The 13,962-nt window shown below is 64.1% G+C and carries 12 protein-coding genes; 8 read left to right on the top strand and 4 right to left on the bottom strand.

The annotated features are described in order from the left end of the window. Positions 1 to 1,423: adenylate/guanylate cyclase domain-containing protein (locus JOZ00_RS12830; RefSeq protein WP_293344331.1), on the bottom strand; the 1,423-nt coding region annotated here is incomplete at its 3' end. A gap of 157 nt (positions 1,424 to 1,580) precedes the next feature. On the opposite strand from JOZ00_RS12830, the gene JOZ00_RS12825 reads away from it, so the two are divergent. The 5 genes from JOZ00_RS12825 (at position 1,581) to JOZ00_RS12805 (ending at position 9,962) form a co-directional block, all read left to right on the top strand. After that, positions 1,581 to 4,205 (top strand): LuxR family transcriptional regulator, encoded by a 2,625-nt coding sequence (locus tag JOZ00_RS12825; protein WP_293344330.1) that lies wholly within the window; start codon positions 1,581 to 1,583, stop codon positions 4,203 to 4,205. Between the two features lie 138 nt (positions 4,206 to 4,343). Further along, complete coding sequence (locus tag JOZ00_RS12820; RefSeq protein WP_293344329.1) at positions 4,344 to 5,105, top strand: iron-containing redox enzyme family protein; 762 nt, start codon at positions 4,344 to 4,346, stop codon at positions 5,103 to 5,105. 27 nt (positions 5,106 to 5,132) lie between these two features. After that, a complete protein-coding gene (locus tag JOZ00_RS12815) occupies positions 5,133 to 5,774 on the top strand; it encodes a hypothetical protein (protein WP_293344328.1) in 642 nt (213 codons plus the stop codon). 119 nt (positions 5,775 to 5,893) lie between these two features. Further along, positions 5,894 to 8,152 carry an MMPL family transporter gene (locus JOZ00_RS12810; protein WP_293344327.1) on the top strand — a complete coding sequence of 753 codons (2,259 nt, stop codon included), beginning with the start codon at positions 5,894 to 5,896 and terminating at the stop codon, positions 8,150 to 8,152. A 28-nt stretch (positions 8,153 to 8,180) separates the two neighbouring features. Continuing rightward, positions 8,181 to 9,962 (top strand): AMP-binding protein, encoded by a 1,782-nt coding sequence (locus JOZ00_RS12805; protein WP_293344326.1) that lies wholly within the window; start codon positions 8,181 to 8,183, stop codon positions 9,960 to 9,962. 4 nt (positions 9,963 to 9,966) lie between these two features. Here the strand turns inward: JOZ00_RS12805 and JOZ00_RS12800 are convergent, their stop codons facing one another. Beyond that, positions 9,967 to 10,302 carry a DUF732 domain-containing protein gene (locus tag JOZ00_RS12800; RefSeq protein WP_293344325.1) on the bottom strand — a complete coding sequence of 112 codons (336 nt, stop codon included), beginning with the start codon at positions 10,300 to 10,302 and terminating at the stop codon, positions 9,967 to 9,969. Between the two features lie 570 nt (positions 10,303 to 10,872). Between JOZ00_RS12800 and JOZ00_RS12795 the strand changes: the two genes are divergently transcribed. The 3 genes from JOZ00_RS12795 (at position 10,873) to JOZ00_RS12785 (ending at position 12,580) form a co-directional block, all read left to right on the top strand. Further along, positions 10,873 to 11,310, top strand: coding sequence for a hypothetical protein (locus JOZ00_RS12795; protein WP_293344324.1), 438 nt, complete (start codon positions 10,873 to 10,875; stop codon positions 11,308 to 11,310). A 68-nt stretch (positions 11,311 to 11,378) separates the two neighbouring features. Continuing rightward, the gene (locus JOZ00_RS12790) at positions 11,379 to 11,669 is read left to right on the top strand and encodes a hypothetical protein (RefSeq protein ID WP_293344323.1); all 291 of its coding nucleotides are present in this window, start codon (positions 11,379 to 11,381) and stop codon (positions 11,667 to 11,669) included. Between the two features lie 83 nt (positions 11,670 to 11,752). Next, entirely contained in the window at positions 11,753 to 12,580 is an 828-nt protein-coding gene (locus JOZ00_RS12785) for an enoyl-CoA hydratase/isomerase family protein (RefSeq protein ID WP_293344322.1), read from the top strand. Between the two features lie 3 nt (positions 12,581 to 12,583). Here JOZ00_RS12785 and JOZ00_RS12780 read toward each other — a convergent pair whose 3' ends face one another. Both JOZ00_RS12780 and JOZ00_RS12775 read right to left on the bottom strand, forming a co-directional pair. Next, the gene (locus JOZ00_RS12780; RefSeq protein ID WP_293344321.1) at positions 12,584 to 13,372 is read right to left on the bottom strand and encodes an MBL fold metallo-hydrolase; all 789 of its coding nucleotides are present in this window, start codon (positions 13,370 to 13,372) and stop codon (positions 12,584 to 12,586) included. An 8-nt stretch (positions 13,373 to 13,380) separates the two neighbouring features. Next, the coding region (locus tag JOZ00_RS12775; protein WP_293344320.1) for an AMP-binding protein at positions 13,381 to 13,962 on the bottom strand (582 nt) is incomplete at its 5' end.

Below are 13,962 nucleotides of genomic sequence, written 5' to 3'. Positions count from 1 at the left end.
AATACGGGTTTCCGGCGGCCCTCTCGGCGATCCTGGTACCCACCGCGCCGACCGAAGGGTCTGGCCCCAGCAGCTCGCTGACCATTGCCGCGGTCTCGGAATCGCTTAGCGGCGCCAAGGCGATGCTCTGCGCACCGGGCAGTCGGCTCAACGCGCCCCGATAGTCGGGGCGGTAGCTGATCAGCACCAGCGAGTGCGTCTGCGGGATCACCGCGACAAACTCGGCAACCAGAGATTCGCTGGCCTCGTCGATCCAATGGACGTCCTCAACTACGTAGACCGCCGGGACTTCGCGGGCCAACGAGGCAGCGTTCACCAGCGCGGTCAACCGCCGCCGCCGAGCATCCGGATCTAGCTTGGCCAGCGCCACCTCAGGGTCGGCGATGCCCAGCAAGTCCTCCAACAGCAGCACGTCCTCCGGGTCGGCATCTCGGAATTGAGCCCGTACCGCCGTGCGGGCGGCCGAATTGTCGAGGCCTCGAACGCCGGTGACGGCACGTAGTAAGGCCGCCACGACGCGGAAGGGAACGTCGCTGGCGTGTGATTCGCAGAAGGCGGTAAACACCTCCACACGCCGGGCGGCCGCCGTCGCGGCAACCTCACGCACCAGACGACTCTTGCCAATTCCCGCAGGTCCCACCACGGCGACCACCGCACCGTGTCCGTCGGTGGCGCGGTCCAACAAGCCCCCGACCGCCGCCATCTCCCAGCGCCGGCCGACGAAACTCGACTCTGCACGCCGGGCGGCGCGATGCCCGTCGCTCAAGCCCAGCAGCCGGCGGGCGAGCACCGGTGTTTCGGCACCCTTGATCCGGACCAACTCCAAATCACCCAGATTCGCCGTGCCCTCGACCAGTCGTGCCGTCGACGCGCTGAGCATGACTTCGCCCGCCGGGGCCACCGACTCCATCCGCTGAGCCATCCCGACCTGTTCGCCCACTGTGCCGTAGCCGAATTGACCCGAAGCAAACCCGCCGGCGATCACCTCGCCGGAGTTGAGCCCGACCCGCAACTGCAGGTCGATACCGTCGTGCTCGAGCACATCGACGGCAAGCCGCCTGGCCTCCTCCTGAAGGTTCAAGGCCGCAAGACAACCCCGAACGGCGTGATCCTCCAACGCCACCGGGGCGCCGAACACTGCCATGATCCCGTCGCCGGTCCACTGGGCGACCGTGCTGCCGTATCGCCGCACCACGGCCGCGCAGCGGTCGGCGAGGTCGGCCATGATCTCGCGTAGACGTTCCGCACCCACCGCCGCGGCGATGTCCATCGAATGCACCACGTCGGCGAACAGAACTGTCACTTGCTTGTACTCGGCATGGGTGTCGCGCGGCGTGACTGCCGCACCGCATTCACTACAGAACTTCGAGTTCGGCGGCAGTTCGGCACCGCACGACCCGCAACCCAACGCTGCTGTCGTCACGTCACACGGCCTGCCCGCCGCCGTTGCACGTGTCTATCGTGTCACCGCTAACCAGCCCGCGTGTGCGATATCGCAATCGCGATCTACGTCGAACAGCGGGCACGTTGAGGGGTGCGATAAACGCCAACGTCTGCGGCGATCGCCGTAGGCTTTTCAGGTGCGCTTGCCGTGGCCGTTGATCGGCCGCTCGGACGAGACGGGAGCTATCGAGGCCGCCATCACGGCCTCGGATGTTTCCGGCGTCGTTGTCTACGGGTCGGCGGGTGTGGGTAAGAGCCGGATCGCCCGTGAGGCCTTGTCTGCAGCTGAGTCGCGGGGGTTCCAGTGCCGATGGGCGACCGGCACGTCTTCGGCGCGAGCGATTCCGCTGGGTGCTTTCACCGCGTGGGCGCCGTCGGGTATCACCGACACCGTTCAGTTGATTCGGGGAGTGATCGAGTCGCTTACGGCCGCTTCTTCGGGTGCCGCGGTGGTGGTCTGCGTCGATGACGTTCATCTGCTCGACGATCTGTCGATATTCGTTGTGCACCAGATCGTTCAGCGTGGCGCGGCAAAAGTGATTCTCACCCTTCGCGACGGCGAACCGATTGCCGTTGCCCTGCAAGAGATATGGCAGGCCGGCCGACTCGACCGGCTCGATCTGCAACCGCTGTCGCTCGATGGAACCACCGCGCTGCTGTCGGCAACTTTGGATGGAGTGGTGGATCCAGATGCCGCTCAGCGCCTGTGGAAGCTGACGCGCGGCAACCTTTTGTATCTGCGCAACATCGTGGAACAGGAGCTGGCCGACGGCCGAATCTTGCAACGGCACGGATGCTGGCGGTGGCTCGGTGATCCCGTCATGCCGCCCGGCCTCGTTGAGCTGATTGAATCTCGCATCGGAGAGTTGCCTGCGCAGGTTAGCGATGTGATCGATGCACTCGCTGTGGGCGAGCCCATCGAACTCGCCGCCCTGCAGCGCATCGCTGATCCCGCGGCGGTCGAGGAGGCCGACACCCGTGGCATCATCACGCTCGAACCCACTTCCCGCGGTGTAGAAGTGCGGGTGGCGCACCCCCTCTATGCTGAGGTGCGCCGCAGGCGCGCGGCACCCACCCGGATGCGGCGACTGCGCGGACTGGTCGCCGCCGAACTCGCCGCGGCTGATGACCGCGACGACATACAAGTCGTCGTGCGTCGCGCCGCGTTGAGTCTTGACTCCGATCTCATACCCGATGCCGACCTCCTCGTAAGAGCAGCCCACGGCGCCGTGTGGCTTGCGGATCTGGCGCTGGCCGATCGACTGGCGCAAGCGGCTATCCATGCCGGGGCCGGACCGGAATCGAAGTTGGTTCGCGCACACGCACTTTCATGGCTCGGTCGCGGCGAGGAGGCCGACGCAGTGCTCACTGAAATCCACAGCAGTGAGCTGACCGACGCCGACCACGCTAAATTCGCTTTCCTGCGGGCCAGCAACATGCTCTGGGCACTAGGCGAGCCCACGCGCGCGAAAGAAATCATCGACGAAGCCTCGCGCAACACATCACTACAGGCCCGCAGCTATACCGATGCCTTCCTCACGGTGTACTGGTTTGCGACGGACCAACCGGCTGCGGCGCTCCGGGCGTCCGAAAAGCTCGTGTTGGACGATCTGCCGCCCGTCGTTGGTGCCGAGATAGCTTGGGCGCTAACTGTCGTAGCCGCGGACGCGGGTTGCACGACCGACGCCGTCGCCGCGGCAGAGGCGGGCTACACCGTCGCGACGCGCTCATTCGACGCCCCGCACATGAGGTTCAACATCGCCGACGCACATGTCAGCGCGCTGCTGCTGGCCGGCCGAATTTCGGACGCGCTTGATGTGGCCGAGCGGGTGCGCCTGCAGGCGTTGAATCTTCCAGGGGCGGCTCAAGCACTCGGTGCTGCCGTAGCGGGTCAGTCCGCCCTTGGTGCCGGACACCTTCGTTCTGCGGATGCGTTGCTCGGACAGGCGATATTGGGACTGTCTGCCACCCATTCTTCGGGTTGGGGGTACCGCTATCACTTGCCGCGGGCGACCGTGCTGGCCATGCGTGGTTCGACGGTAGAGGCGGCTGCTGTGCTTGCCGCGCTTGACAAGCTGCGACGTCCTTTCCGGTCGCTGGACTATGAGATCGGCCTGGCCCAGGCGTGGGTGGCCGCGGGTGAGGGCGCGGTCAGTGAGGCGGTCGCGGTCTTGTTGTCAGCTGCGCAAAGGGCAGCTGACAAAGGGCAATTCGCAGCGGAAGTGATGTGTCGGCAGACCGCCACCCAGTTCGGGGACCGTTCGGGCGCCCTTCGGTTGCGTGAGCTGGCGGAAATCGTTGAGGGGCCCCGCGTCGGCGTGGCCGTACGGTTCGCCGAGGCTCTGCACGACGGCGATGCCCTCCAATTAGCCTCGACGTCAGAAGAATTCGAGCGACTGGGCGATCTTGTTGCCGCAGTTGATGCGGCCGCCCACGCCGCGATGGTCTATCGCGGGCAAGGCCTTCGGGGATCGGCGCTGGGTTGCTCGACACGTGCCGCCGCTCTGGCCGAACTATGTGGCGCCAGCACTCCGGCGCTTCGTCAAGCCGGCGAGCCCTTGCCGCTCACCGATCGGGAACGCGAAATCGCGATGCTGCTCGGTGAGGGATTGTCCAGTCGTGAAATTGCCGATCGACTGACGTTGTCCGTCCGCACTGTCGAAAGCCACGTCTATCGGGCGATGTCGAAGACCGGCACCACCACACGCGACGAACTCGCTGCGCTGCTGCCCCGCCGAGGGCCACGAAATAAGGCTAAGTAAGACCGCTTCGGGACCGGGCGGAATTGCAGTAGTGGGTTACTGGGCTCGGCATACCTCAGCGCGAGTGACTATTCGATCGCGGAACCAGATCCGAGACCGTGGCCATCTGTCCGCCATGACAGAAATGGAGAAACGACGATGATCGCTCCCCAGTCGATGACGATGAAGCCGGATGCGAATCATGATTTCGAGGGCGGCCTGGAATCCGCCGACGCGGTATCGCCCCTCGTTGACGAGTTGTTCGTGCGCCTCGGCACAGTGATCGACGGCCTCTGGAGTGTGGCGCGTGATGGCCGATTTTGGACACATGTGCTCCAGCACGGGTTCGACCGATCGCTCTACCGCTCGGTGATGGTTCAGATCTTTCACTACACCCGCCACAATTCGATCAACCAGGCGGTGGCCACGTTCGGGGCGGCGCCGGAACAAATCGGCCTGCTCCGATTCGCCTACACGCACGCGCGCGAAGAGTTGGGTCACGAGAAATTGGTGTTGCATGACCTGCGCGCAATTGGTCTGCTCGGATCGGACGAGACGATTGTCGATCCGCCTCTGCCGGCGACGGATGCGCTGATCAACTACCTCTACGGGGTCTCGCTTCGAGAGGGCCTCGTTGCGCGGTTGGGTTATTCGTATTGGGCCGAATCCGTCTATGTCCATATCGCACCACTCTTGGCGCGCGCACGTGGATCGCTGAATCTGACCGACCGCGAAATGGCTTTCTTCGTCGCCCATGCGGAGATCGATTCCAAGCACGCGGTAGAAGTCGAGCGCGCGATCCGGGGATCGGTGCGAACTCAGGCCGACGCGGACGCGGTCTTTCGTGTTGCGACAACGTCACTTTGGTTGACGGTGATGCTGATAGAGCAGGCTTTCGACGAATGGGCCCTGGACTGCTAGCCGAAACATCAACTGAGGCAACATATCATGACCGAACCCTTCCTTTCCGCTTGCGACCTCGAACTGATTCGCTGCAATACCAGAGCCGAACTCAGCTTGGCCCGGCAGTTTCGCAACGATGTCTTTATCGCCAAACGCGGCATTGAGTTTGATTCGGTGCAGGAGCGGCGACGGGATGTAGTAAGCCATGTGCTGTTGTTGACGCAGCACGGAAAGCCTTGTGCAACCGCCCGTGTTCAGCCCTATCCGACTACGGGCACGCTCGCCGAGATCGCTCCCAAGTTGCCCGGTTTTGGAGCAGATTCGGAGGTGGGCCGGATCGCCGCAACCAGGTCGACGGACTGCGCAGCGTATTCGTTGTTGTTGCTTGTGTTGGGTTCGATGTGGGTTTTAACGCACACGCCGCATCGCCGCTATGTCGCGTATTGCCATCCCAAACTGCTTCCGCTGTACGGGCTCATCGGTTCGCGTGATACCGGCATGAGCATCGAAGTTGCGGGGCGGTCACATACACACTGCGTCCTGGTGGGCGAGTATGAGAGCTGCGCCGAGGTTGGACTAGCGCGCCTTCGGGATGCCGGATTCACTGGACAGGATGCGGCAGCGGCAGTGCGATGGCATTGCGGCAACTTCTCGGACGGGCAGCGCGTCATGGAATCGGCCAGCTGATGGAGACTTCAGCAGTACTCGGCGCGCGAAGCGCGGCTCGCATCTTCGGGTTCATGACGGAGAGAAGGCTATGGCTCCTCGGCTTCTTAGCCGCCGGCGTCCTTGCTGGGCTGATAGGCATGTTCAACCTGCGCATCGACATGTCGTTTCGTCCGGTCTTCACCGGAAACCAACTAGAGCTGCAAAACACTCGGAGGTTCGAATCGATCTTCGGCATAGGAGGATTCAATGAACTGAGCGCCATCGTCGATGTCGGAAACGCCAAAGACCCCGATGCGCTGATGGCCGTCACGGAACTCGCCGACGAGCTCGGAAGGCTGCCTGATGAGGTGGACGTTCGGGATCCGCTCGCGTTCCCTTACGTTGACAGCCACGGCGCCCCTCATCCGTCGGGACTTCGCGCCGAACTTGCTACCGCGCGTTCTCAGCACGACCGTCAGGCAATGGTGGAGGAACTTGTAGATTCTCCACCGGCTCGCCGCATCGTGTTCGGCGACAGCAATCGTCGGTTGGCGGTCACCGCACAATTCCGGATTGCGACTTCGCAGTTTCGTGAATGGCATAAGGCGGACAAGCGCTTTCACGATGTGGTTCAGACGTGGTCTGCGCGACATGGGATCGCCGTGATGGTCACCGGGTATCCCGACGTGGAACAGGTGTACGCCCATGAGGTGCTGATCAGCGTGCTGCGAAGCATCGGCGTTTTAGTCGTCGCCATGCTGGTGGTGCTGTTCATCTATTTCCGGCGGGTCCGCGACGTGGTTGTCTGCCTGGCCGGGGTGACACTTGCCGTTCCGATCGTTCTTGGTGCCATGTATCTTCTCGGGCAGCCTTTTTCGATCGTGAACAGTCAAGTCTTGACGCTCGTGGTAATCGTGGGAATCGCCGAAGCGCTGCATCATCAGCAAGAATATCGACGACGCCGAGAGGCTGGCCGCGACCACGAAACCGCGAACCGCGAGGCGTTTTCGATCCTCGCGTGGCCCGCATTTATGACTGGGCTGGCGACCGTGGCGGGTTTTGCCGCGCTTCTGACGGCCGACATGGCGGCAATTTGGTCCTTCGGCTTGTGCACGAGTGTTGGCGTCATCGTTGTCTACTTGGTCAACTGGATCACCGTGCCGGCGCTCATCCACGTGCTATACCAAAGAGCCGATCTGGGCGAGGCTCCGGATAGGCGCTCGTGGACCATGCGCGTCCTGATGTGGAGTAACAGGCTCGCGCAGGGTCGGCCATGGGCCGTTGTGGTCACCTTTTTGGCGGTGACCGCGGGTGTGGGAGTCGTTGGCATATCGAATTTATCGGTGGATCAGAAGGTCAATGAAGAACTCCCCGCGGTGCATCCGTCGGTGATCGCACAGTCGGTGTACGAGCACGAGTTCACCGGATTCTTGGGACCAGACTTATGGATTCGGCCGCGGTCCAACACGCTGATCGGCCAAGACGGGCCATTGACCCGCTTGGTCAATCGGGTCTGCGACTTGCCGGACGTCCGATTCGTCGCCTCACCACTGGATCTCGTTCCTCAGCCCGCTTCTGTGGGCAGTCAACCGGGAAAGTACTGCCACCGCCGCGGCGGCGACGTGCGGCAGATGATCGCGGCGCGGTCCGGCGTCGCCGGACCGCAACCAGAACGACTTGCCGCGGCGCTCATCGACCAGACCGGCACTCAAGGTGCGATTCTGATTCGCGCCGGAGACATGGGCACCGCCAAATCCATATCATTCGCGCGTCAAATGCTCGCGATCGCGCGCGAGGAGATGCCCGATGCACAGATTGAACTGGTGGGGCAGTGGTGGCTAGCGCAGCAGGGGATGCGCAGCCTTTCGGTCGAAATGATGCTCTCAGCGGTGACGGCTCTGCTGCTCATCCTGCCGACCATGGCGTTCGCAATTCGCGACGGACGGCTGTTCTGCGCGTCGATCGTGCCTACGACGCTGCCCGTTGTCGCGGCGCTGGGCTTCATGGGGCTGGTTGGCATTACCGTGCGCATAGGTACGGCGATGATCCTCGCGATATCACTCGGCCTCGCCGCCGATGACACGGTGCACTTGTCGGTGCGGATCCGCGAGCGGATTTTGGCCGGTTGTGACGCAGGCAGCGCGGTGATCGCCGTGCTGCGGCGAACCGGACGTCCCGCCAGCTTCTCGTCGTATGTGCTTATCGTCGGCTTCGCCACGATGATCCTGAGTTCGTTGGTCGCCTTGCGGGAGATGGGCCTGGTGGCCGCGTTCACGATGGCGTACGTCTTGCTCAGCGACCTTCTGCTCGCTCCGGCGATTTTCCTCCTGCTGGCGCGCCGAGAGATGCGCGGGATGGCCCCATCCTGGGAAATCGGCGTCGCCGCGCAAAGTCTGCAGCCTGCGGCAGCGCAATGAAGGGACGGTTGAGATGCGACCCAGACACGTGGCAGACAACTCGAGCCTTCGGGAGAACCTTCTTCAGACGGTTCGCCGTCACCCTGAACGTCCGGCACTTACCTATCGGGTCAACCGGGGTTCGAGTCGGCCGGCCGGCAACTGGCACACGATTACCTGGCACGAATTCGGGCTGTTGGTCGTCGAGGTCGCCAACGAGATCGAGGAACTCTGCGAACCCGGTTGTACCGTCGCGGTATTGGCGGGCAACGATGCCCGCTATCCCATCCTGGAACAGGCTGTGATCGCAACGGGTCGCAAGCTCCAGCCCTTGTACACCTCGACGCCCAACGACGAGTTGATGCGTGCGATGAGTGTTACGGGCGCAAACGTTGTCGTTGTCGGCGATGACCAGGAGGCTCGTGCTCTCGAGTGTCCGTTGGCCGACGAAATGATGCGTGCAGCGGTCAGGGTTATTGGATTGAGTGCGCTTGTTCGATTGCCGTGCACGCCTGACAGGGCGGGCGGCCTGCTCCGCGCCGATACCGAACCGTTCGACACCGATCAGGTCAGAGCGCACTTGTCGAGATGGCCCGAGCGCCTCGAGACGGATGCCGTTCTCTATCTACAGAGCACAGGAACAACCGGTCCGGCCCACGTGATCGAGATATCGGAGAAAGCGATACTCGCTGCAATGCAGGCCCTTCCGGACGAACTCTTGAACGCGCACCCGACGGTGCTGTCGTTTCTACCTACCGGGCACATTTCAGAGCGTCTGCTTGTCGGGTACCTTTCGGTTGGTCTCGCCGCGCACACGTGGTTCGGAGGTGGCATCGAGACCCTCGGCGCCGACCTTTCGCATTGCAAGCCAAGTGTGTTTCTGGTGCCTCCCTTGGTTCTTGAGGCAATACGTAGCGAGGCGACAGCCGCGGCTTCGGCATCGCGGCTGGGCCGCTGGCTGCTCAAATCGGCGGCGGCAGACGCTGCCCGGAACGCCACACAGACTCTGACCGGCCCGATGAACCGAGGACTGCAAAGTCGACTCTTCGGCTGGCGACTACGCCGCAAGTGCGGATTGAATCGCGCCGACGTGGCGATCTCAGGAACGGCTCCGCTTTCCGCCGATGTGCATGCGTGGTGGGAAACTTTGGGCCTGCCACTGCGAAATGTCTACGGACAGACGGAGGTATCGGGTGCGACCTCGATGACCCGGCCCGTGGGCTCCGTCCGCGGCGGTGTCGGGTGTCCGCTGTCGTGGGTGGAGGTCAAAGTCGCAGACAACGGTGAACTGCTGGTGCGCAGCCCGTCCATGTTCACCCGTTATGTCGGGGATGAGCGCAGGACCGTAGACGCGTTCGAATCGGGGTGGTTCAAGACCGGCGACCGTGCACGATTAACGGGCAATGGAGAACTGGTCCTGCTCGGGCGTATCCAGTCGATCATCCCGACGCCCGGAGGAGGTGTTGCGGACCTCAACGACCTGACGCGTCGTGTCACATCAGCGCTCGGGGCCGCTGACGTCGCGTATTTCCGCGACCGGGCGGGCGTGCACGTGTATGTGGCCGTGCACCCCGACGGGGTTCCCCGGCACTCGCTGATGGACCAGGGCATCCTCGACCCGATCCCGATCTCCGACCCGTTGACCGACATCCTGCAGTCGCAACTGCGATCGTTTCCCGGGCGAGATGCTATCGCCGGATTTGGGTTGTTCCGCGGCGCCTTCGGCTTCAGGGACGGCGAAGTGGGGCCGACCGGGAAGGCGCGCGGCTGGCGCATCCATCAGCTCCACGGCGCTCAGCACGTTCGGCTGGAAAGGTTTGATCGAAGCTAGAACCTCAGCAGTGCGGCGCCCAGCACCTCTGGTTCGGGCAGTACGTCGCACGCGCCAGGTCAACCATGGATGCGACATCGCCGAACCCGACACTTCTCGGGTCCAAATTGGCGTGCACGTGCTGGGCGATCTGGGTCGGCGTCCAGCCCCACCCCAGGTCATCGCAGATCAGGAGACCCATCCCGATGAGGGCGGCGTCATGGTCTGGCGGCCAGGTGAAGCCGATCGCGCGCAATTGAGCGAGGTACCCGTCATTGATGGGGTCGGCAGACGCGACCGGGGCGCCGGCGATCAGGGCGCCAGCCGCAACGAGTAGGGCCAGCCAACGGGGTGAGCGCATGCGCCACACCTCCATTCTTCGTCGTGGTGAGGTGTCGACAGTGTGTGCCTCTAAAGCGGCACATATGTGACGAATCGGCGAAAGCTGGGGAAATGCACCAGTTTCCGGATGGCTGCGACTCCGCCCGAGCAAGGCCGCCAACGACTTGCGCTGCGCGGTGGAGTTTGCTGCCGTAGCCTTATCCGCATCGTGTCCGACATCGGCGTGCGGCACTCGAAAGGCCCTGATCTGCAGGGGGAACATTTGATCCAGAGACCCGGCCCGATTTTCTCGGCGGTAGCTGCCGGACTAGCCGCCGCCGTCATCGCGGCTGGCGGCGGCGCTCCTCAGGACCCGCCGACGTGCGGCAGAATCACGGCCAAGTGGCAAGGAGTGTGGATCTTCACGCCCGACTGCCCGACCGCGCCGGCACAGCCGCCCGCAAATCCCGCACCCGTTGAGCCACCGAACCCGGCACCGGTAGCGCCGCCACCGTAATTCCTTGCGGCACAACACAATACCGGAGGGCGGCGCCCGGCAATCGACGCAGGAACCGTTGCCTGATCGCTCCGATTAGGTCAGCATAGCCGTATGAGTAAGGTTACCCTAACTACGGTGCTGCCGATCCCGGCTGCGACTGCGTCCGCGTTGGCCCGCAAGCCCGAGTTGATGCGGTATGTCCTGAGTCCGGTGTTGAAGGTTTACCGCCTCGATGTCCCGGAGCGCATCGAGGTGGGGACGCAAGGGCAGGCGCGATTCTGGTGGTTCGGCGTGCTGCCCGCCTGGACGCACCACCTCACGATCAAAAAGCTCGAGCCGAATGAGATCTACACCAACGAGCACGGCGGGCCCGTGCATACCTGGAATCACCGCCTGACGTTCGAACCCATCGACGAGCACAGCTGCCGCTACACCGACGAGATAGAGACCGACGAGGGCGTGAGTGGGCTGATGACCCGCATCTTTGTCAGGCTGATGTTTCGCCACCGGCACCGGCGCTGGCGCACGATCGCCGCGATCCTGCGATGAACGGCCCGCGAAGACTCAACCCGAGAGACAATCGGTGTGCAACTGGCCCCGCACTAGGACGGTGAACGATGGTCAACTCCGAAGGTATCGGCACGCTGAAACTCGAATGCCCGCAAAGCCATCCGGTCGGCAAGATCCTCAAGGAAGCCCCACACCAGGCGGTTCAATACGACCCGGGGGCCCAGGTCGGGCCGCGGCGGTTCTGGCCCGATGAAGAAGACCAACCGGAATTCAAGACGAGCTGCCGGTTCTGCGACAAGCCGGTCGCGGGTGCCACCACGTTGTTGCAGACCAAGTTGTCCGAACTGATCAACGACGCGGCCGAGACCGTGAGCACGACGACGCTGGCGTACGTGTAGCCGACCCGTCCGAATACTGTAAGAGCTACAGTACGTTCTTGCGGCGCGAGGCATCCGCGCGGCGCCGACCTGAGAGGAGCCCTGTGGCGCAGACGCCCCCGACACCACGCCCGCCCGACGGCGATTGGCTAGGCACCCCGTACCTGAGATTCGAGCGGCAGGGCCCGATCGCGGTGTGCACCATCGACCGCCCGGAAGCCCGCAACGCCCTGACGCCGGCGATGTACTTCGGAATCCGTTGCGCGGTCGGACGTCTCAACGAGGACCGGGACCTCGCCGGGTTGCTGATCACCGGAACCGGCGACGTCTTCGCCCCGGGTGGCGACATGGGCGGCGGGGGAGCGACCGACAACTGGATCACCTTCGGCTCGGCTCTGGGCATGGACGTCACGCCGTTCGACGCGGTGCGGACCTCGGGCAAGCCCATTGTCTCCGCCGTCAATGGACTGTGTCAGGGCGGCGGCATGCAGATCGCCCTGTGTAGCGATCTGTCGGTGGTCAGTGAGCGCGCGACCTTCCGCGTGCCGGAGTTGTTCCGCGGCTACGCCGACACCTATTACAGCCAGATGCTGGTGCGGCTGATCGGCCCGGTGCGCACCCGCGACCTGATGTTCACGGGGCGGGTGCTCACCGCTATCGAAGCCCTCGACTGGGGTCTGGTGACCCGGGTGGTGCCCCACGAGACTCTGCTCGACGACGCGAAAGAGCTACTCGCGCAGGCTTGCCGGACCGCGCCACGTGCCCGCGGCGTCATCAAGTCCAGCATCGACAACTACCTCGGTCTGTATGACCGCATCGGCATGACCGCGAGCCTGAGCGACGCGGAGGCCATGGACGGCTTCCGTGCCTTCAAGGAGCGGCGCTCGCCGGATTGGGTTCATCCGGAGCTGCGTGCGGAGGGCCGGCTCTAAAGCTCAACCGATATCGATCCACTCGCCCGGGGCGGCAACGCGCAACCGGTCGCCGATGCCGGCCTGATCGAACGCGGCGACGAATTCGTCGATGCCCTCTTTGAAATGGGCCCAGCCGGCAACGTGGGCCGGTATCACGACGTTTGCGCCGAGGATCTCCGCGGCGGCTGCGGCCCGCTCCGAGGTCAGGGTCAACGGTCGACCGCCCTCCTTGGCCGGCACGCTCGCCGCCCCCGCGAAGAGGACCGCGACATCGATCTGGCCGACCCTATCGGCGATGTCCTTGACCGCGCTCATCGAGGCGTTGTCGCCGCTGAGATACACGGTGGGCACGCCGGGCCCGGACAGCACGAAACCCGTTACCTCGCAGTTGATGTGGCCGCTGTCGTCGCGTTGCCCGTCGGCGGGGCCATGCACCGCCGGAACGGCTTGCGCGGCAAGGGGTCCGGACCCGCCGGGCAGGTCATACGACTCCCACGGCGGCACTGCAACCGCCGGCGGTCCCAATCGAGTCGCGCCACCAGGATGGGTGAGGACAAGCGGGGAGGCCAGCGCCATCCGGCGGCCCTCGTCGTCCAGGTTGTCGGCATGCTGATCGTGGCTTATCAATACCGCGTCCACCGGTCCCAGCGCCTCGGCGCTCACCGCGGGCCCGGTCAGTTTGGTCAGGTAATAATGCGCACCCGGCGGGTCGAAGGTCGGGTCCATGACGATCCTGCGGCCGGCGATGTCGACGACCGTCGTCGGACCGCCCAACACGCTGATCGCGCAGTCGCGCCGCTGTGCGTTCACGCTGGCGATCATATTCCGCGCGATCGGTCTCGCCAATAGGGTTCGCGCAGCTCGGTTTTGAGGATCTTTCCGCTCGCATTGCGGGGCAGTGATTCCACGAAGTCGACGGTCCGCGGACACTTGTAACCGGCCAGATGCTGCCGGCAGAACTCGATGACGTCGGCGGGGTCGAGCTCGGTGGTGGCCACCACGATCGCCTTGACGGATTCGCCCCAGAAGTCGTCGGGCACGCCGATCACGGCGGCGTCGGCGATATCGGGATGCTCGATGAGCGCGCTTTCCACCTCGGGTCCATAGACGTTCTCGCCGCCGGTGATGATCATGTCCTTCAGCCGGTCTTCGATGTAGACGTAGCCCTCGGCGTCCAGTCGTCCGACGTCTCCGGTGCGCACCCAGTCGTCGGCGGTGATCGTCTCGGCCGTCGCCTCCGGTCGGTTCAGGTAGCCGCTCATGTTCTGGTTACTCCGTACCCAGATCTCGCCTGGCTCGGCGACGGGGATCTCGGCGCCCGTTTCCGGGTCGACGATTCGAATCTCGGTGCCCAGCACGGACTTTCCGGCCGACAGTTGCAACTCGGGCCGAGCCGCGTC

This window comes from Mycobacterium sp. (assembly GCF_019243155.1).
In the GTDB taxonomy this organism is placed as follows: Bacteria; Actinomycetota; Actinomycetes; order Mycobacteriales; family Mycobacteriaceae; genus Mycobacterium.
The sequence above is the reverse complement of the archived record's forward strand: the minus strand, read 5'-3'. Positions and strand labels throughout refer to the sequence as shown.